This is a genomic window from Bradyrhizobium sp. G127, assembly GCF_021502575.1.
Lineage (GTDB): Bacteria > Pseudomonadota > Alphaproteobacteria > Rhizobiales > Xanthobacteraceae > Afipia.
The window spans coordinates 766,766-784,625 of sequence record NZ_JAKFGN010000002.1 but is presented as its reverse complement, the minus strand read 5'-3'; the positions used below and the strand labels follow the sequence as shown (position 1 = coordinate 784,625).

The 17,860-nt window shown below is 61.3% G+C and carries 20 protein-coding genes; 10 read left to right on the top strand and 10 right to left on the bottom strand.

Annotated elements, in window-relative coordinates:
* The first annotated feature begins 15 nt into the window (after positions 1-15).
* Positions 16-1,020: a c-type cytochrome gene (locus LVY71_RS15770; protein ID WP_235100796.1), complete on the top strand. Its 1,005-nt coding sequence runs from the start codon at positions 16-18 to the stop codon at positions 1,018-1,020.
* Positions 1,021-1,250: 230 nt separating this feature from the next.
* On the opposite strand, the gene LVY71_RS22900 is transcribed toward LVY71_RS15770, so the two are convergent.
* On the bottom strand, positions 1,251-1,382 hold the full coding sequence (locus tag LVY71_RS22900; protein WP_283842537.1) for a hypothetical protein: 132 nt from the start codon (positions 1,380-1,382) through the stop codon (positions 1,251-1,253).
* Positions 1,383-1,450: 68 nt separating this feature from the next.
* Between LVY71_RS22900 and LVY71_RS15765 the strand changes: the two genes are divergently transcribed.
* Genes LVY71_RS15765 through LVY71_RS15755 form a run of 3 tightly spaced genes read left to right on the top strand, consistent with a single transcriptional unit; the run spans position 1,451 to position 2,710 of the window.
* Positions 1,451-2,074: a hypothetical protein gene (locus LVY71_RS15765; protein ID WP_235100795.1), complete on the top strand. Its 624-nt coding sequence runs from the start codon at positions 1,451-1,453 to the stop codon at positions 2,072-2,074.
* Positions 2,071-2,532 carry a hypothetical protein gene (locus LVY71_RS15760; RefSeq protein WP_235100794.1) on the top strand — a complete coding sequence of 154 codons (462 nt, stop codon included), beginning with the start codon at positions 2,071-2,073 and terminating at the stop codon, positions 2,530-2,532. The genes LVY71_RS15765 and LVY71_RS15760 overlap by 4 nt, the downstream gene beginning before the upstream one ends.
* A gap of 19 nt (positions 2,533-2,551) precedes the next feature.
* Positions 2,552-2,710: a hypothetical protein gene (locus LVY71_RS15755; protein WP_235100793.1), complete on the top strand. Its 159-nt coding sequence runs from the start codon at positions 2,552-2,554 to the stop codon at positions 2,708-2,710.
* Positions 2,711-2,732: 22 nt separating this feature from the next.
* On the opposite strand, the gene groL is transcribed toward LVY71_RS15755, so the two are convergent.
* The 3 genes from groL to LVY71_RS15740 all read right to left on the bottom strand — a co-directional run bounded on the left by groL (position 2,733) and on the right by LVY71_RS15740 (position 5,429).
* A complete protein-coding gene (groL, locus tag LVY71_RS15750) occupies positions 2,733-4,376 on the bottom strand; it encodes a chaperonin GroEL (RefSeq protein WP_235100792.1) in 1,644 nt (547 codons plus the stop codon).
* 56 nt (positions 4,377-4,432) lie between these two features.
* Positions 4,433-4,747, bottom strand: a complete 315-nt coding sequence (locus tag LVY71_RS15745; protein WP_235100791.1) for a co-chaperone GroES — start codon at positions 4,745-4,747, stop codon at positions 4,433-4,435.
* Positions 4,748-4,919: 172 nt separating this feature from the next.
* A complete protein-coding gene (locus LVY71_RS15740; RefSeq protein ID WP_235100790.1) occupies positions 4,920-5,429 on the bottom strand; it encodes a DUF1353 domain-containing protein in 510 nt (169 codons plus the stop codon).
* Positions 5,430-5,830: 401 nt separating this feature from the next.
* Between LVY71_RS15740 and LVY71_RS15735 the strand changes: the two genes are divergently transcribed.
* Together LVY71_RS15735 and LVY71_RS15730 are read left to right on the top strand one after the other, a co-directional pair.
* Positions 5,831-6,145 carry an usg protein gene (locus LVY71_RS15735; RefSeq protein WP_235100789.1) on the top strand — a complete coding sequence of 105 codons (315 nt, stop codon included), beginning with the start codon at positions 5,831-5,833 and terminating at the stop codon, positions 6,143-6,145.
* Between the two features lie 86 nt (positions 6,146-6,231).
* Positions 6,232-8,169 (top strand): acyltransferase family protein, encoded by a 1,938-nt coding sequence (locus LVY71_RS15730; RefSeq protein ID WP_235100788.1) that lies wholly within the window; start codon positions 6,232-6,234, stop codon positions 8,167-8,169.
* Positions 8,170-8,175: 6 nt separating this feature from the next.
* Here LVY71_RS15730 and LVY71_RS15725 read toward each other — a convergent pair whose 3' ends face one another.
* The 5 genes from LVY71_RS15725 to LVY71_RS15705 form a co-directional block, all read right to left on the bottom strand.
* A complete protein-coding gene (locus tag LVY71_RS15725) occupies positions 8,176-8,919 on the bottom strand; it encodes an SDR family oxidoreductase (RefSeq protein WP_235100787.1) in 744 nt (247 codons plus the stop codon).
* A gap of 70 nt (positions 8,920-8,989) precedes the next feature.
* The gene (locus LVY71_RS15720) at positions 8,990-9,736 is read right to left on the bottom strand and encodes a proteasome-type protease (protein ID WP_235100786.1); all 747 of its coding nucleotides are present in this window, start codon (positions 9,734-9,736) and stop codon (positions 8,990-8,992) included.
* Between the two features lie 242 nt (positions 9,737-9,978).
* Positions 9,979-10,797: a transglutaminase family protein gene (locus LVY71_RS15715; RefSeq protein ID WP_235100785.1), complete on the bottom strand. Its 819-nt coding sequence runs from the start codon at positions 10,795-10,797 to the stop codon at positions 9,979-9,981.
* Between the two features lie 169 nt (positions 10,798-10,966).
* The gene (locus LVY71_RS15710) at positions 10,967-11,911 is read right to left on the bottom strand and encodes an alpha-E domain-containing protein (RefSeq protein WP_235100784.1); all 945 of its coding nucleotides are present in this window, start codon (positions 11,909-11,911) and stop codon (positions 10,967-10,969) included.
* Positions 11,912-12,085: 174 nt separating this feature from the next.
* Positions 12,086-13,501 carry a circularly permuted type 2 ATP-grasp protein gene (locus LVY71_RS15705; RefSeq protein WP_235100783.1) on the bottom strand — a complete coding sequence of 472 codons (1,416 nt, stop codon included), beginning with the start codon at positions 13,499-13,501 and terminating at the stop codon, positions 12,086-12,088.
* Between the two features lie 224 nt (positions 13,502-13,725).
* Here LVY71_RS15705 and LVY71_RS15700 point away from each other — a divergent pair, with 224 nt between their 5' ends.
* Together LVY71_RS15700 and gpt are read left to right on the top strand one after the other, a co-directional pair.
* On the top strand, positions 13,726-14,460 hold the full coding sequence (locus LVY71_RS15700) for a competence/damage-inducible protein A (protein WP_235100782.1): 735 nt from the start codon (positions 13,726-13,728) through the stop codon (positions 14,458-14,460).
* Positions 14,461-14,487: 27 nt separating this feature from the next.
* Positions 14,488-14,994, top strand: a complete 507-nt coding sequence (gpt, locus tag LVY71_RS15695) for a xanthine phosphoribosyltransferase (protein WP_235100781.1) — start codon at positions 14,488-14,490, stop codon at positions 14,992-14,994.
* A 152-nt stretch (positions 14,995-15,146) separates the two neighbouring features.
* Here gpt and LVY71_RS15690 read toward each other — a convergent pair whose 3' ends face one another.
* Positions 15,147-16,169, bottom strand: coding sequence for a methionine synthase (locus LVY71_RS15690; protein WP_235100780.1), 1,023 nt, complete (start codon positions 16,167-16,169; stop codon positions 15,147-15,149).
* Between the two features lie 156 nt (positions 16,170-16,325).
* Between LVY71_RS15690 and LVY71_RS15685 the strand changes: the two genes are divergently transcribed.
* Entirely contained in the window at positions 16,326-17,021 is a 696-nt protein-coding gene (locus LVY71_RS15685) for a glutathione binding-like protein (protein ID WP_235100779.1), read from the top strand.
* A 127-nt stretch (positions 17,022-17,148) separates the two neighbouring features.
* Positions 17,149-17,766: a 2-hydroxychromene-2-carboxylate isomerase gene (locus tag LVY71_RS15680; protein WP_235100778.1), complete on the top strand. Its 618-nt coding sequence runs from the start codon at positions 17,149-17,151 to the stop codon at positions 17,764-17,766.
* Positions 17,767-17,860 lie beyond the last annotated feature (94 nt).

Below are 17,860 nucleotides of genomic sequence, written 5' to 3'. Positions count from 1 at the left end.
TCACGGGGGCGGGGCATGACATCGCATCAGGGTCGGCGGTTTCCACTTGGTGTCGTCCGGCTTGTCGCGCTCGCGGTTGCCGTCGCTGTCTCCCATTCCGCGCTGGCGCAGACGACCGCGCCGAAAGTCTGGACGGTGCCCGAGGTCGGCGCGCTGTCGTCCGATGCCTATGGCCTGCAGGTGCGCCGCGGCCGCGATCTCATCACGGCGACCTACGCCCATATCGGGCCGGAGGTGGCGGACCCCGCCAAGCGGTATGCCGGCAACAATCTCGCCTGCAGCAACTGCCACCTTCAGGCCGGCACGAAGAAGTTCGGGTTGCCGATCTTCGGTCTGTACGAGCTGTTTCCGCAATACAGCGCGCGGCTCGGCGCAACGATCACCATCGAGGACCGCGTGAATTCGTGCATGGCGCGCAGCCTCAATGGCCGCCCGCTGCCGGACGACAGCGCGGAGATGCAGGCCATCGTCGCCTATATCAAGTTTCTGTCGTCGGGCGTGGCACCCGGCGAGACCTTGCCGGGCCTCGGCGCCGGTGCGATGCCTGAACTGAAGCGCGCGGCCGATCCTGTGCGCGGCAAGAAGATTTATGCGAGCGCCTGTCTCTCCTGCCACAACACCGATGGCTCAGGCATTCGCCGCAGCCTGCCGACCACCGATCTCGGCTACATGGTGCCGCCTTTGTGGGGGCCGGACAGTTTCAACGACGGCGCGGGCATGGCGCGGCTGATCACGGCCGCGAACTTCGTGCATTTCAACATGCCGCACGGCGTCGATTACTGGAATCCGCGCCTGTCGGTGGCGCAGGCGTGGGACGTCGCCGCCTACATGGTGTCGCAGCCGCGCCCAAAGAAGGCGGGGCTGGACAAGGACTTTCCGGATCGTCTGAAGAAGCCGGTCGATGCGGCTTACGGCCCTTACGCGGACGGCTTCAGCGAGCGGCAGCACAAATACGGGCCGTTCGCGCCGATCCGCGCCGCGATCGCAAGGCTGCAGCGGGCGAAGGAGAGGGCGAGGTAGGGCGCGGGGCAGAGAATGCGGCGACGTAGCAGGGGTCGTCATTGCGAGCAGCGATAGCGACGAAGCAATCCAGCCGTCAATTGCTGGACCATCGATCGATTGCTTCGCGCAGCCGGTCATCGGGCCGGCGGAGCCGGAGCCGTTGGCTCGCAATGACGACATAACAAAAAGGCCCGGATTGCTCCGGGCCTTTCGTATTTCGTATTCAGCTTGGAAGTCTGATGGACGTCTTAGAAGTCCATGCCGCCCATGCCGCCGCCCGGAGGCATTCCGCCGCCGGCGGCGCCGCCCTTCTTGGGCAGTTCGGCGATCATGGCTTCGGTGGTGATCAGACCGATGCAAAAGAGGTCGCGTTGGATCATAAATATCTTGACTAGGAATAAAATCCTTATTACGATTTCCAAGTATTGCTTAAGCGGGAAGAATTTTGATGGTGAGCTTACAAAGGAAGCTAGTCGAATTGGAGGGCAGAATTTTCGCGTGGAAAGCGGATGATGCGTTCCATCATTTTATGTTGGCATTGAAAGCCGGGTTTAACCAGGATCAGCCGAGGGATGCTCATGGTCGCTGGACAAGCGGAGGCGGGGTTGTCGTCACGACCTCAACCGGCTTCTACACGGGAATTCAAAGCATCGACGAGACGTCGGATGCTTTGAGCGATATTTTGACGGATGTCATCGAGAAGCTTGAATATCTGCCTTCGATGAGTCCGCAGGTCTATGGGATGCTTGTGCATACGGCATTCGGTCTTGAAGTCTGGCTAAAGGGCCTGCAGGGTATAGGCGACATAGAACGCACATTCAGCCTGGAAGATGCCGATCCTTATTATGGATTTGCTGGCAGTGTTCGTACTGACGTTACATTGCGCAATATTCAGGGCGATATTGTTGCGATCTACGATGTGAAGACGGGCAACGCTCGCATGTCTCAAAAGAGGGCTGACGAATTGCGCGAGAAAACCGGCGCGGCATCAGGTACGCCAGTCTTTGAACTGAACGTGACTCGAGGTGTATCTCGCAAATCTTATGATTTGCTCTGGAGATTGGCACGATGAGCATGGAAATATATTTGCTCTCCGATCAGGACGTTCCTTCCACGCAGGCTTGGCAAAAGGCCATCGACGCACTTGGCTTTGATGTCCGTTTTCTCGACGACGAGACATTGCAGACAAAGGAGGTGCGATTACGCACAGAGTATCTGAAGACACCCGTGCTTATGGAGCTAAGCCGAAGCGGTCTTGCTGAATTGCGCGAGATATTTCCCAAAGTCGCGTTTCCTGAGCATGTAGCTCACATCCACACCTTGCGTTGGAGCATGAGTTTCGAAGGCAGTGCCGCAGCCTACCAGGCGGCGGCAGCCTATGTGGGTCTGGTCAAGGGGCTGATGATCGACTCCGAGGAAGGCAACCTCAAAACTCCGGATGGCGCAATCGAACTCGCGCGTAGTGTGGCCGCTGACGTCTCTGTCGCTCACGAGGCTCTCGTCAATCTCTTCGGACAGGCTAAGAAGTAGGTTTGGCTGCGGATTTGAAGTGGCAAACAAAAAAGGTATCGCTGTCGGGTTTTTGTATTTCGTCATCGTCGAGCGAGATTTCGGGTCTGCGGAGCGCATGAAGAATGCCGCGCCGCCCGGAATGATGAAGTGGCGCCAACAAAAAGGGCGCGGTTTGCACCGCGCCCTTCGTATTTGACTACTCGCCTGGGGGGCTGGACTTAGAAATCCATGCCGCCCATGCCGCCGCCCGGAGGCATTCCGCCGCCGGCCGCGCCACCCTTCTTGGGCAGTTCGGCAATCATGGCTTCGGTGGTGATCAGCAGCGCCGCAACCGAAGCTGCGTTCTGGATCGCCGCACGAACGACCTTGGTCGGGTCGATGATGCCCTTGGAGACGAGGTTGCCGTATTCGCCGGTCTGCGAGTCGAAGCCGTACGAATACTGATCCTTCTCCAGCACCTTGCCGACGATGACCGAGCCGTCTTCGCCTGCGTTGATGGCGATCTGGCGGGCCGGAGCGGAGAGCGCCTTGCGGACGATCTCGACGCCGGTCTTCTGGTCGTCGTTCTGGGTCTTGATCTTCTTGAGCTGCTCGGAAGCACGGAGCAGGGCGACGCCGCCGCCCGGCACGATGCCTTCTTCAACAGCCGCGCGGGTCGCATGCATCGCGTCATCAACGCGATCCTTGCGCTCCTTCACTTCAACCTCGGTTGCGCCGCCGACGCGGATCACCGCGACGCCGCCTGCGAGCTTGGCCAGACGCTCCTGAAGCTTCTCGCGGTCGTAGTCCGAAGTGGTCTCTTCGATCTGCGCCTTGATCTGCGACACGCGCGCCTCGATGTCGGCCTTCTTGCCGGCGCCGTTGACGATGGTGGTGTTTTCCTTGTCGATCATCACCTTCTTGGCGCGGCCCAGCATCTGCAGGGTCACGTTCTCAAGCTTGATGCCGAGGTCTTCCGAGATCGCCTGGCCGCCGGTGAGGACCGCGATGTCCTGCAGCATGGCCTTGCGGCGGTCGCCGAAGCCCGGAGCCTTGACGGCTGCAACCTTGAGGCCGCCACGGAGACGGTTGACGACGAGGGTGGCGAGGGCTTCGCCTTCGACGTCTTCAGCGACGATGACAAGCGGCTTGCCGGTCTGCACGACGGCTTCCAGCAATGGCAGCAGTTCGTTCAGCGACGAGAGCTTCTTCTCGTTGATGAGGATGTAGGCGTCGTCGAATTCAACGCGCATCTTGTCGGCGTTGGTGACGAAGTAGGGGGAGATGTAGCCGCGGTCGAACTGCATGCCTTCGACGACGTCCAGTTCGGTCTCGAGCGACTTGGCTTCTTCAACCGTGATGACGCCCTCGTTGCCGACCTTCTTCATGGCGTCGGCGAGGAACTTGCCGATTTCGCTGTCGCCGTTGGCCGAGATGGTGCCGACCTGGGCGATTTCCTCGTTCGAGGTGACCTTCTTGGAGTTCTTAACGAGGTCTGCGACCACGGCTTCCACAGCCAGGTCGATGCCGCGCTTCAGATCCATCGGGTTCATGCCAGCGGCAACCGCCTTGGCGCCTTCCTTGACGATGGCCTGGGCCAGCACGGTCGCGGTGGTGGTGCCGTCGCCGGCAGCGTCGGCCGACTTCGAGGCCACTTCGCGGACCATCTGCGCGCCCATGTTCTCGAACTTGTCTTCAAGCTCGATGTCCTTGGCGACGGTGACGCCGTCCTTGGTGATGCGCGGAGCGCCGAACGACTTGTCGAGAACGACGTTGCGGCCCTTCGGACCGAGCGTGACCTTCACCGCGTTGGCGAGGATGTCGACGCCGCGCAACATCTTGTCGCGGGCTTCGACGCCGAATTTGACTTCTTTAGCTGACATGTTGGGTTTCCTTGAGTGTCAGGAAGATTGAATTTTGGGTGGGAGAGAGGGCGCTCTTAAGCGGCCTTCTTCTTCGCGTTGGTGTCGGTGATGACACCCATGATGTCGCTTTCCTTCATGATCAGGACTTCCTGGCCATCGATCTTGACCTCGGTGCCGGACCACTTGCCGAACAGGACGATGTCGCCGACCTTGAGGTCGATCGGGATCAGCTTGCCGGCTTCGTCACGGCCGCCCGGGCCAACCGAAAGAATCTCGCCCTGCGAGGGCTTCTCTTTGGCGCTGTCCGGAATGATGATGCCGCCAGCAGTCTTCTCTTCGGCGTCGATGCGCTTGACCACGACGCGGTCGTGAAGCGGACGGAATTTCATGCAGTCCTCCTAAAACTTTGATGATGCTTGCGTTTTCGAATTTTGGCAGTCGAGGTTAGCGAGTGCTACCCCCAGACTGCACCGGACATAGGCCCGCGGCGGGTGCCGGGCAAGGGTCTGTAGCAGAAATTTTGGCAGTCGGGCGGCCCGGCTGCCAAATTTTGCCGGATCGTTAACGCGGCGGAGGGGAAGGCTTCTCCGCCCGCCGCTTGCGGACGATGTCCAGTTCGGGCCTCGGCGCGACTTCCTTGGGCATCGGCTTTTCGGTTTTCCAGGCCATGGCGCGGGCCGCCTGCAACGCCAGGAACCCGAACAGCCGCACTGCGGCCCACATGGCCCAGCGGGTCAGCAGACCGACGCCGCACACGGCCATGGCTTCGAGAAAGATCGCGTCGGCGCGCTGCCGGGTCGGTGCTTCGGGGTGCGGCTGGGTGCCTTCGCGCAGCTCATTATAAAGATAGTCGTGAATCACAGCGGCGCGGCTGTAGCGGCCCCATGTGGGAAGGATCGACCAGAACAGGCGGGGGATCGACGCGCCGTCGGTCTCGAATAGCTTGTGCACCTCGATCAGGTGGCCGGAATTCTCGTCGCCGACCTCGTAGACCAGCGGCTGCTCGAGCCGCCATGTGCGGTAGTCCACATCGAGCTGCGTGATGGTGAGTTCGCCCGTGAAACGGCTCATGGCCCCGCTCCGTGTTGACGAGGCGTGAGGCTCGCATGCGCGCCCGGCCTTGTCAGCCACGCATTGTCAGCAGTCCCGGAGTCATGCTGCTACTGCCTTGATAGGCAACACTTTATTTAACATTTAGGCTTGTGATGAACCTTCGTATTGCGTGAGACTTTTCCTTAAGCGCGTTCAGTCGCGAAGTGGATTCGGTCGCGGCTCGCGCGCTCAACTGAGCCTTTTCCGGCGAAGTGGATGTCCGGTTCGCCGCCAGAAAATGCTCCTGAAAGCGGGTGCGAGCGCGTTCGACAAAAACCGGTTAGCCACTGTTTGCCGATCGCCTCCGCCATTTTTCTGGTCGCGTTTTCGACGACGAGTCGTAAGGCCGCCTCGCCGGAAAACGCTCTACGGAGGTTCTGATGGTTTCGAAAGCTACGGTCCCGCAGGTCGCTGTCCGTGACGGCGCTGTCTCCGAGGACTTCAAGAAGCAGCTCGCCGGTTACGGCCTGACGACGGCCGAAATCCTGTATCGCCGGCCCGATCACCACTGGCTGCTGCAATCCTACGTCTGGCAGAACTACGATCTGTTTCCGAACTTTCCGGCGCTGAAGGACTTTCTCGCCTTCTGGCAGGCCAAGCTGGAAGGGCCGCTGGTCGCCGTCACCGTCGCGCATTCGAAGCTGGTGAAGCCCGCCGAGCTGAAAGCGATCGACGGGGTGTTCCGGCTGCATTGAGATCGAGCCGGCCGGCTGTCCGGTTTACTTCGCATGGAAAGCACCGCATAAACGTCGGATATTGATGATTTCCGACGTTTTCATTCATGGCGCATGTTTACCGAGAAGATATTGACTGGCTGCGCGCCGTTGCGGTGCTGTCGGTATTGGCGTTTCATTGGGACATCCCGCCGTTTCGCGGCGGTTATGTCGGCGTCGATATCTTCTTCGTGATCTCCGGATTTCTGATCACCCAGATCATCCAGTCCGAAATGATGGCGGGGGACTTTTCCTTCGCCCGGTTTTACGAGCGCCGGGTACGGCGGCTGCTGCCCGCGCTCTACGTGATGCTCGTGCTGACCGTGCTGCCGTCGTTCTGGCTGCTTCTGCCGTCGGAGCGCCACGAGTTCTTCCGCTCGATCGCGGCGGTGGTCACCTTCACATCGAACATCTTCTTCTGGTGGCAGACCAATTACTTCGCGCAGGCCGCCGACGAAAAGCCACTGCTTCATACATGGTCGCTATCGGTGGAAGAGCAGTTCTATCTGGTGCTGCCGCTGCTGGTCTGGGCGCTGCTGCGGTGGCAGGGGCGGGCGTCGCACCGCAACTGGATAGTGTTCGCCGGACTCGGCGCTGCGGCGCTGGCGTCCTTCGTCTTTAGTTACTGGCTGATGACGAGCGGGCGCATTGCCACCGCGTTCTTCATGAGTCCGCCGCGTGCGTGGGAATTTCTGACTGGAAGCCTTGTCGCCGTGAAGGGCTTTCCGGTTGTTCGCAACATCCATCTGCGGCGGATCGCAGGTGGGATCGGGCTGGCGATGGTTCTCGTTCCCGCCATCGCTTACCGCGACGGCACGGTGTTTCCCGGAGCGGCGGCGCTGCTGCCTTGCGCGGGTGCCGCTCTCTTCATCTGGAGCGGTCTGGAAGGCGGCGCAACTGTCCGCGCCCTCTGGTCGCCGCTGAAAATCGCCGGATTTTTCGGTAAGATTTCCTATTCGCTCTATCTGTGGCACTGGCCGCTTTTCATCTACGCGAAATTCTCAAAACCGGATCTCGCGCCGGATGCGTTCGAGAAAGCCGTCCTGTTCGCGCTTGCCGTCGCACTGTCCTGGGCGTCCTACCGCTTTGTCGAGCAGCCGCTGCGGCGCGGCTCGCTCATTCCGTCACGGCGCTCGGCGTTCGCGATGGCCGGATGCAGCACGGCGGTCCTGCTGGCGACTGCCGCGCTCGGCATGACGAGCGCCCGCACGTCCGACATGGACGGCCGTGCGCGTCAGCTCGAGGCTTACAGCAAGGATCGTTATGATTCATCCTATCGTGCCGGGGTATGTTTCGTTGAGTACTGGCCTTTGTTCGACGATAAGGCATGCCTGTCTATGGTTGTTGGGAAGAAGAATGTTCTTCTTTGGGGCGACAGCCTTGCCGCTCACTACATGGGTGGGCTCCAATCACACATCGATCCCACGCGAGTAAATATTCTTCAGTTGACCGCAGCAGGCTGCTTTCCTGCGCTAACAGTGCTGCGAGGGTTCAATGAATTTTGCCGGCGCTTTACGCATCGAGCGGCAGCCTTTCTCGAGGAAACGAAGCCGGATATCGTCATCATTTCTGCTGATTGGTTAGGATACTCGCGCAGGCGTGACTACGTAACGATCGACGAGATCAATCGGACGCTTCAGAGTCTTAAAAACATGGGCATAGCGGCGGTAATCGTGGGTCCATCGATCCAGTTTAAGGGCAGGTTGCCATCCATGCTCTTGCGGGCGGAGATCAGAAAAATTGACCCGCTTCCCCTTCAAGATCTGGTTGTGCCGGATATTTTTGAACTGGACATGACGATGAAATCGGCAATTCCGGTTCAAGACGGCATAACCTATGTCTCGGTACTCGATGCAGCTTGTATCGAGCACAAGTGTCCCGCCGCGCTGGCGAGCGGCGAGCCATTGTCTTGGGACCACGCTCACCTTACGGCGAAGGGCTCTGTTCTTATCGCAGGCTACATAGCACGGGCAGCTCAGCTTCCCTTGCTGCGGCAAACTGAGTAAGAGCCGTCACCCCCGCCCGACGAACGGCATCTGGGTCGCCATGATGTTGAGGAACAGCGCGTTGGCGTCCAGCGAGCGCGTCGCCATGAAGACGATGGCATCGGCGACGTTCTGCACATCCATCCGCGGCTCGACCATCTTGTCACCGCGCGGCTGAAGCACACCGCCAGCCATGCGCTCGGTCATTTCCGTCGCGGCATTGCCGACGTCAATCTGGCCGCAGGCGATGTTGTAGGCGCGGCCATCGAGCGCGGTGGCGCGGGTGAGGCCGCTGATGCCGTGCTTGGTCGCGGTGTAGGGTGAGGAGAACGGGCGCGGCGCATAAGCCGAGATCGACCCGTTGTTGATGATGCGTCCGCCCTGCGGCGTCTGGTTCTTCATGATGCGGAACGCGTGCTGGGTGCAGAGGAACGGCGCGGTGAGATTGGTGTTCACCGTGGTCTGCCACTGCTCAAGGCTCAGATCTTCGAGCGGCACCGGCGGCGTGCCGACGCCGGCATTGTTGAACAGCACATCAAGGCGGCCGAATACTTCAATGGTCTTGGCGAACAGCGCCGCGATCGACGCCGGATCGGTCATGTCGCTCGGCACCACGAGGCTCTTGCCGAGATCCTTGCCGGCCTTTGCAGTTTCTTCGAGCGCGTCCTTGCGACGCCCGGCCAGCACCAGCGAGAAACCGGCCTTCATCAGCGCCAACGAACAAGCGCGCCCGATTCCAGATCCCGCACCGGTGACGATTGCGACTTTCATTGTGTTCTCCCTTTTTATGTTGATGCCGCTGGTTGATTGGTCGCGGCTTGTCTTCGATCAGTCAGGCGGGTCAGGTCTTGTTGCCGTAGGGGGGGCGCGGAATGCTCTGATGCGCGGCGCGCAGCGCGGCCGACCACCGCGAGCGCAGATCGTGGAAGTAAGGTTCGCCTGCTTCGATGCGGTAGTTCAGGTCGGCGTCGCAGACATCGGGACGCACCAGCAGAATATCGATCGGCATGCCGACGCCGAGGTTCGACCGCATCGTCGAGTCCATCGACACCAGTCCGACCTTGAGCGCGTCGTAGAGATCGACGTCATAGGAGATCGCGCGGTCGAGCACCGGCTTGCCATATTTGTGTTCGCCGATCTGCAGATAGGGCGTGTCGGTGGTGCATTCGATGAAGTTGCCCGCGGTGTAGACCATGAACAGCCGCATCCGCGCGCCCTTGATCTGGCCGCCGAACAGGAACGAAATATCGAAATTGATGTCCTCGGCGCGCAGCGCGCTATCTTCGAGCGCGTGGACGTTACGGATGGCGCGTCCGATCCGCTGCGCCGCCTGGAACATGGTCGGCGCGTTCATCAGCGTTTCGAGTTCGCCGGTCTCGGGATTCTCGAGTCCCTCGTTGAGCGTCGAAATCACCGACTGGGTGAGGGCGAGATTGCCGGCGGTGGCGATCGCCATGATGCGCTCGCCCGGCCGGTTGAACACATGCAGCTTGCGGAAGGTCGAGATGTTGTCGAGACCCGCATTGGTGCGCGTGTCGGCCATCATCACGAGGCCGTCCTTCACCAGAATTCCGCAGCAATAGGTCATTCCAACTCTCTCCAGACGGCGCATTTCTACGCGGCGCAGGGGGATGGGGCAACCGCTTCTCCCTCTCCCTGCTCTCGCGGGGAGAGGGGCGGGGTGAGGGGCTTTATCAGGCTCATAAGGTTGTTAGTGCCGGGCTTGTGGCGATTGCCCCTCACCCGGAAACCTCGCAATGCTCGGTTTCCGACCTCTCCCCGCTGGCAAGGAGAGGTGAAGAGAGGCGCGGTGAAGCGGTCAGGTTAGCTCTAGCTCTGCCGGCCCGCCTGATCGACCCGAACGGCGACTTCGAGGATTTCCTTGCCGCCGCCATAGCGCGTGCCGCGAACCGGCGCGGCGCTCAAATAGTCGAGCCCGACCGCGACCCTCACATGGGCGTCGGTGGTGCAGATCGCGTTGGTGGCGTCGAAGCCGACCCAGCCGAGCTTCTCGACATGGGCTTCAGCCCAGGCGTGGCCGGCATCCTGCGCGACCATGCCGTCTGAGCGCAGCAGATGTCCGGAGACATAGCGCGCGGGAACGCCGGCGTTGCGCGCGCAGGCGATAAAGATGTGCGCATAATCCTGACAGACGCCGCGCTTGAGCGCGAAAGCTTCCGCAGCCGAGGTGCCGCTGCTCGTCGGGTCGGTGTCGAACGTCATGTGATCGTTGATCTGGAGCAGCAGCGCGTGAAGAAAGCCCAGCGTGTCGCCGCCGGCTTCGATGCGCAGGTCGTTGGCGAACTTCGCCATCGCGGCGTTGGCCTCGGTCAGCGGCGTTGCTCGCAGGAACAGGCTGGGCGGAAACCGCTCGTCGGTTCCACGCAGCACGCCGCCGGTATCGTGGGTTTCGATCAGGCCTTCGACATTGATGGTCAGGTCCGTCAGCGGGCCGTGGGTCAGCACGTGGGTGATGTTGCCGAAGGCGTCCTCATGCACGTCGAGGCGGGAATCGGTGGAGATGTCGATCTGCCAGTTGGCGACGTACTGCCCGTCATGGCTGCCCGGCGTCATGCGCAGGATCTGGATCACGCCGGTGGCGGGCGGCTCATAACGATAGGTTGTGGTGTGAGCGATCTTCAGGCGCATGGTAAGAGGTCGTGCGTTCGTGAGAAGGGCGTCAATGACCCAACGTCATTGCGGGCGAAGCGAAGCAATCCGGTCTTGGCTAGTGAAGAACTCGGCCTAGTAAAGACTGGATTGCTTCGTCGCAAGTGCTCCTCGCAATGACGGGATGCAGCCCTGCGTTCAGGGCAACTCAGATCAGGTACTGTTTCGAGATGGTATCGCTTAAGCGCGCGTTGTCCGCAATGAATTCCTGGATGAATTCGTGCATGCCGCGCTGGAATAAATCGTCCATGTTGCTGTGTTCGAGCCGGTTGCGGACGCCACGGGCGTGGCGCTGCGCCGCGCCCTGACGGCCATAGGCGACGCCGATCTGGTCGAGGTTGCGCACCAGGTTGCCGTAGCAGCTCGCCAGCGAGCGCGGCAGCGACTCGTTGAGGATCAAGAGGTCCGCGATCAGCCACGGTTTCAGCGTCTCGCGATAGACCCAGTGATAGGCGGTCAGCGCCGAGACCGACCGCAGGATGGAGGTCCACTGGTAGTAGTCGAGCGGGCCGCCGACATGCTCCTCTTCCGGCAGCAGCACATGATACTTCACGTCGAGAATGCGCGCGGTGTTGTCGGCGCGTTCCAGATGCAGGCCGAGGCGGGAGAACCAGTAGGCGTCGTTGCGCAGCATGGTGCGGTAGGCCGAGCCGTCGAAGCGCAGCGAGGTTTCCTGCACGAAGCGGAGAAACTTGGTCAGATCCTCGCGGGTCTTGGCGCCTTTCGGCCAGCACGCGTGCAACTCGATCCATGCGCTGTTGATGGTGTCCCACATCTCGCTGGTCAGCGCCGTGCGCACCGAGCGCGAATTCAGCCGCGCGTTCTCGATGCAGTTGCGGATCGACGAGGGATTGTCGGGCGAGAACGACAGGAAGTCGACGACGGTGCGCTCGTTGGCCTCGTCGTGAAACTGATAGAACGTGTCCTCGATGCCGGCGGTCAGCAGCGCCGATTCCCACTCGTTGCTCTTGCCAACATAGGCGTCGGGCAGCGCCGTGGCGCGCAGGGTCGCCTCGATGGTGCGCGCGAGATATTCCGCGCGTTCCACATAACGGGCCAGCCAGTAGAGACTTTCTGCGGTGCGCGACAGCATGGCGTCAGTTTCTTCTCCCTCCCCCCTTGCGGGGGAGGGTTGGGGAGGGGGGGCAACACGAGAGACTTGTTTGCATCACACCCCCACCCCCGACCCCTTCCCACAAGGGGGAGGGGAGCAGGGAGAGGTGCGCGCGACGTGCGAACTCGCGCATGTGAAAGGTAAAATCGCCGCTCATTCTAGAATCCACGTGTCTTTGGTGCCGCCGCCTTGGCTGGAATTGACCACGAGCGAGCCTTCCTTGAGTGCGACGCGGGTCAGGCCGCCCGGCACCACGGTGACGTGATCCTTGCCAGTGAGCACGAACGGCCGCAGATCGACATGGCGCGGCGCGAGCCCCGACGCCGTGCAGGTCGGGCAGGTCGAGAGCGCCAGCGTGGGCTGGGCGATGAAGCCCTCCGGCTCCTTCACCAGCTTGGCGCGGAAGGATTCGATGGCTTCCTTGGTGGCGGCGGGGCCGATCAGCATGCCGTAGCCGCCGGAGCCATGAACCTCCTTGACCACGAGGTCTTTCAGATTGTCGAGTACGTAGGCCAGATCCTTCGGCTCGCGGCAGCGCCAGGTCGGCACGTTCTTCAGGATCGGCTCTTCGCCGAGATAGAATTTCACGATGTCCGGCATGTAGCTGTACACCGCCTTGTCGTCGGCGATGCCGGTGCCGACCGCATTGGCCAGCGTGACGTTGCCGGCCATGTAGGCCGACATCAGGCCGGGGACGCCGAGCACCGAGTCCGGGCGGAAGGTGAGGGGATCGAGGAAGTCGTCATCGACGCGGCGATAGATGACGTCGACGCGCTTCAGGCCCTCGGTGGTGCGCATGAACACTTCGTCGTTCTTGACGATCAGGTCGCGGCCCTCGACCAGTTCGACGCCGAGCTTGTCGGCGAGGAACGAATGCTCGTAATAGGCCGAGTTGTAGATGCCGGGGGTCAGCAGCGCCACAGTGGGCTCCGCCTTCGAGGTCAGCGGCGCCACCGAGCGCAGCGCGGCCAGCAGTTCGTCCGGATAATTCTCCACCGGCGCCACGCGATGCCGCGCGAACAGGTCCGGAAACAGCCGCATCATGATCTCGCGGTTTTCCAGCATGTAGGACACGCCCGACGGCGTGCGCGCGTTGTCCTCCAGCACATAGAAGTTCTCGGCGTCGACGCGGACGATGTCGATACCGGCGATATGGACATAGACGTCGTGCGGTACGTCCTGGCCGTTCATTTCCGGCCGGAAGACCGGGTTCTGGAAAATCAGGTCGTCGGGGATGATCTTGGCGCGGAGGATGTCGCGGCCGTGATAAATGTCGCTCAGGAACATGTTGAGCGCCTTGACGCGCTGCTTCAGTCCTTTCTCCAGCGTCGTCCATTCCTTGCCGGACAGGATGCGCGGAATCACGTCGAACGGGATCAGGCGCTCGGTCGATTCGGCCTCACCATAGACGGCGAAGGTGATGCCGATCCGCCGAAACAGCAGTTCGGCCTCCTGCCGGCGGTATTCCAGCGCGTCCGGAGGGGTCTCCTTCAGCCAGAGGGAGAGTTCCTGATAGGCTGGGCGAAGATCACCGCCGGGCCCATTCATTTCATCGAAGGCAACTGCCATAAACCGGGACGCTTCTTTCAGGCGGCGGGGACATCGATCCGCTGCTCAAACTGATGGTAGCAAGGCTTGGGCCAGCGCGATATGCATTGCCTGCGGGCAATTGGTAGCAGCGAGGGCCGGTCTGCCTGAAAAACGAGCGGGCGAGTGCTTAACGATGCGGCAAAAGCCGCGACATTCAATGTATCGGGTGCGCCAAAGTTCCCGGACGCATCAGGGAGATAATGATGACTGAAATCGTGACCGCCGGAATCCTCGTGATCGGCGACGAAATCCTGTCCGGGCGTACCAAGGACAAGAACATCGGTTTCATCGCCGAGTACCTGACCAATATCGGCATCGACCTGAAGGAAGTGCGGGTGGTGTCCGACGACGAGACGGCGATCATCGAGGCGCTGGACGCGTTGCGGGAGCGTTACACCTATGTCTTCACCACTGGCGGCATCGGGCCGACCCACGACGACATCACCGCCGACAGCGTGGCCAAGGCGTTCGGGGTCCGGATCGATCTTCATCCCGAGGTGGTGGCACGGTTCGAGGAGCGTTTCGGCGCCGACCTGAACGAAGCCCGCTTGCGGATGGCGCGGATTCCGGACGGCGCGGAATTGATCTCGAGCGCGACCATCCTCGCGCCCGGCTTCAAGATCGGCAATGTCATCGTGATGGCCGGGGTGCCGTCGATCATGCAGGCGATGATGGACATCGTTTCGCCGAAACTGAAGTCCGGCGTGCGGATGCTGTCGGAATCGGTGCGGGCCAACGCGCGCGAAGGCGACATCGGCACGCCGCTGCGCGCCATTCAGGAAGCCAACCCGGACACCAGCATCGGCAGCTATCCGTTCCTGGACGAGAACGGCAAGCCGAATACCAATGTCGTGGTGCGGTCGCGCGATGCCGAGAAGCTGAAGGCGGCGATGACCGAGGTCGAGGCGATGCTGGCGGACCTCAAGATTACGCGGTGAGCCGTCGATGGCATCCGGAGCATGACGATGAGCGACGAAACAGCGCCCAAACCCTTTCCGGTATCGTGGGATCAGTTTCATCGCGATGCGCGGGCGCTGGCATGGCGGCTGAACGGCGCAGGGCCGTTCGAGGCAATGGTCGCCGTGACGCGCGGCGGCCTCGTGCCGGCGGCGATCGTTGCGCGCGAGATCGGCATCCGCGTCATCGATACGCTGTGCGTGTCGAGCTACAGCCACACCTCGCAGGTCGGCGAGCCGACGGTGCTGAAAGGCATTTCGGATGCTGTGGCGCGGCTTGGAGGCGGCACCGGGAAAGGGCTGCTAGTGGTCGAGGACCTCGTGGACACCGGCAAGACCGCGCGCATCGTGCGCGATCTGATGCCTCAGGCGCATATCGCGGCCGTCTATGCCAAGCCGATGGGCAAGCCGATGGTCGATACCTTCATCACCGAAGTATCGCAGGACACCTGGATATTCTTTCCATGGGACACCGGGCTATCGTATCTGCCGCCGATCCGGGATGGGGCGGCGTAGCGGACCAGCAGAGGTGAGATGCGTCTCCATATCCGAGTGTCATCACCGGGCTTGACCCGGTGATCCATCTTCTTTGGAAAATGTGACTCGGAACCGATGGATGGCCGGGTCAAGCCCGGTCATGACGATCTCATGGTCTGACCGTTCGGGCCTTACCCCAATTTCTCCCGTGCCAGCTTCGCGCCGGCGCCGAGGGCGCGGAGCTTGGCCTCTGCAATGTCACGCCGCATCGGGGCCATGCCGCAATTGGTCGTCGCCATGATGTTTTCCTTCGGCACGAACTTCATTACGGCCTCGATGGTCTTCACCACATCGTCCGGCGTCTCAATGACATCGCTGGCGACGTCGATCACGCCGGCCTGCACGATCTTGCCCTTGAGCAGCGCCAGCAGTTCCAGCGGCACATGGGAGTTGCGGCACTCGATGGCGACCTGTTGGATCGGACTCTTGTCGATCACCGGGAAAATCTTCTCGTACTGCCGCCACTCCGCGCCGAGGGATTCCTTCCAGTCGGTGTTGGCCTTGATGCCGTAGCCGTAGCAGATGTGAACCGCGGTCTTGCAGGTAAGGCCTTCGGCAGCGCGGGTCAGCGCCTCGATGCCCCACTCGTTGACCTCATCGAGGAACACATTGAAGGCGGGTTCGTCGAACTGGATCATGTCGACGCCGTCGGCCTGCAGCGCCTTGGCTTCGGCGTTGAGAAGTTCGGCGAAGGCGAACGCCATCTTCACGCGGTCGCCGTAATAACTATCAGCAAGGGTGTCGATGATGGTCATCGGACCGGGCAGGGTGAACTTCAGCTTGCGCGTGGTATGGGCGCGGGCGGCGCGCGCCTCGTCGGCATGGACGCGGCCTTTCAGTTTCAGCGGCGCCACCACCTGCGGGACCATCGCCTTGTAGCGGTCTTTCCGGATTCCCATTTCGACCTTGTGGGCGAAATCGATTCCCTCGACGCGCTCAAGAAAGCCGTGGACGAAATGCTGCCGCGCCTGCTCGCCCTCGGTGATCAGATCGATGCCGGCATCTTCCTGGATTTTCACCCAAAGCAGCGTCGCGTCGCGCTTGGCGTGGTCGAGTTCCTCGCCTTTCAGCTTCCAGGGCGCCCACAGCTTGTTGGGCTCGGCTAGCCATTCGGGTTTCGGCAGCGAACCGGCGATCGTGGTCTGAAACAGCATGGGGCGTATCCCGTTCTATTATTGTTGCACGCTTATCTGCCATGCCGAGGGGTTGGCATACAAGCCGTTCGCGGTTGCGGGATGGAATGTGATCGGGACCGCAGCTAGGATTGTGGACGGCCCGTCCGGGCCAGTCATCTTCCTGCGGATCATTGCATGATTGACCTCTATTACGCGCCGACACCCAACGGGTGGAAAATCTCGATCATGCTGGAAGAACTGGGGCTGCCTTACACGGTGTTCCCGGTGAACATTCGCACCGGCGAGCAGTTCGAGCCGGAATTTTTGAAGATCAGCCCGAACAACCGCATTCCCGCGATCGTCGACCGTGCGCCCGCCGACGGCGGCGAACCGATCCCGATGTTCGAGACCGGCGCGATTCTCGTTTATCTCGCGGAGAAGACCGGTCGCTTCCTGCCGACTGACGTGCGCGGCCGTTTCAGCGTGATGCAATGGCTGATGTGGCAAATGGGCGGGCTAGGGCCGATGCTCGGCCAGCACGGCCACTTCGCGCTCTATGCGGCCGAGAAAATTCCCTATGCCATCCAGCGCTATCGCGACGAGGCCTCAAGACTTTACGCTGTGCTCAACCGGCAGCTCGGCAAGACCGGCGCCTATGTCGCTGGCGATGACTACAGCATTGCCGACATCGCTTGTTTCCCGTGGACCATGACGCACAAGGCGCAGGGCTTCACGCTGGACGACTTTCCGCACATCAAGCGCTGGTATGCCGAGGTGCGTGCGCGCCCGAATGTGCAGAAGGGCCTCGCTGTCGGCAAGTTCGAGAAGAAGCCGTTCACCGAAGAGGAACGCGCGAACATGTTCGGCAAGACCGCGCAGCAGGCGCAATAGAAATGTTTCGTCAGTGCGAGCGAAGCGAAGCAATCCACTTTCAGAAAGAGCGAGAACAGGATTGCTTCGTCGCAAATGCTCCTCGCAATGACGGAAGCGATGAAACGAATAACAAGGAAACGTCATCATGATCGAGTTCTTCTTCGACTGCTCCAGCCCGTGGACCTATCTCGCGTTCACCAATATCCAGCCGCTCGCCAAGGAGCTTGGCGCGGAGATCACCTGGCGGCCGTTCCTGGTCGGCGGCGTCTTCAACACCGTCAACAAGACCATGTACGAAACCCGCGCCAATCCCGTGCCGGCGAAGCAGGCCTACACGGCGAAGGACATGGCGGACTGGACGCGTCTGGCTGGCATCAGGATCAAGATGCCGCCGAGCGTGTTTCCGGTGAACGCGGTGAAGTCGATGCGCGGTTGCATCTGGGTGCAGCAGCAGCACCCGGACAAGCTGGTGCCGTTCGCGACGGCGGTGTTCGAAGCCTATTGGGGCGACGATCAGGATATCTCGAAGGATGAGGTGCTTGCGAAAATCTGCGAACGCGCCGGCATCGATCCCGCAAAATTCTTTGCCGGGATCGGCGAACAGGAGATCAAGGACCAGCTCAAGACCAACACCGACGAAGCGATCGCGCGCGGCGCGTTCGGCTCGCCGACGATCTATCTCGACAAGACCGATATGTATTTCGGCAACGACCGGCTGCCGCTGATCCGCGACAAGCTGATGCGGAAGAAGTCGGCGGCTTGAATTTCTTCACCTTTCCCCGTTTGCGGGGAGAGTTCGACGCGTAGCGTCGGGTGAGGGGCAAAGGTTCGGCAAGAAGGAATTTTGCCCCTCACCC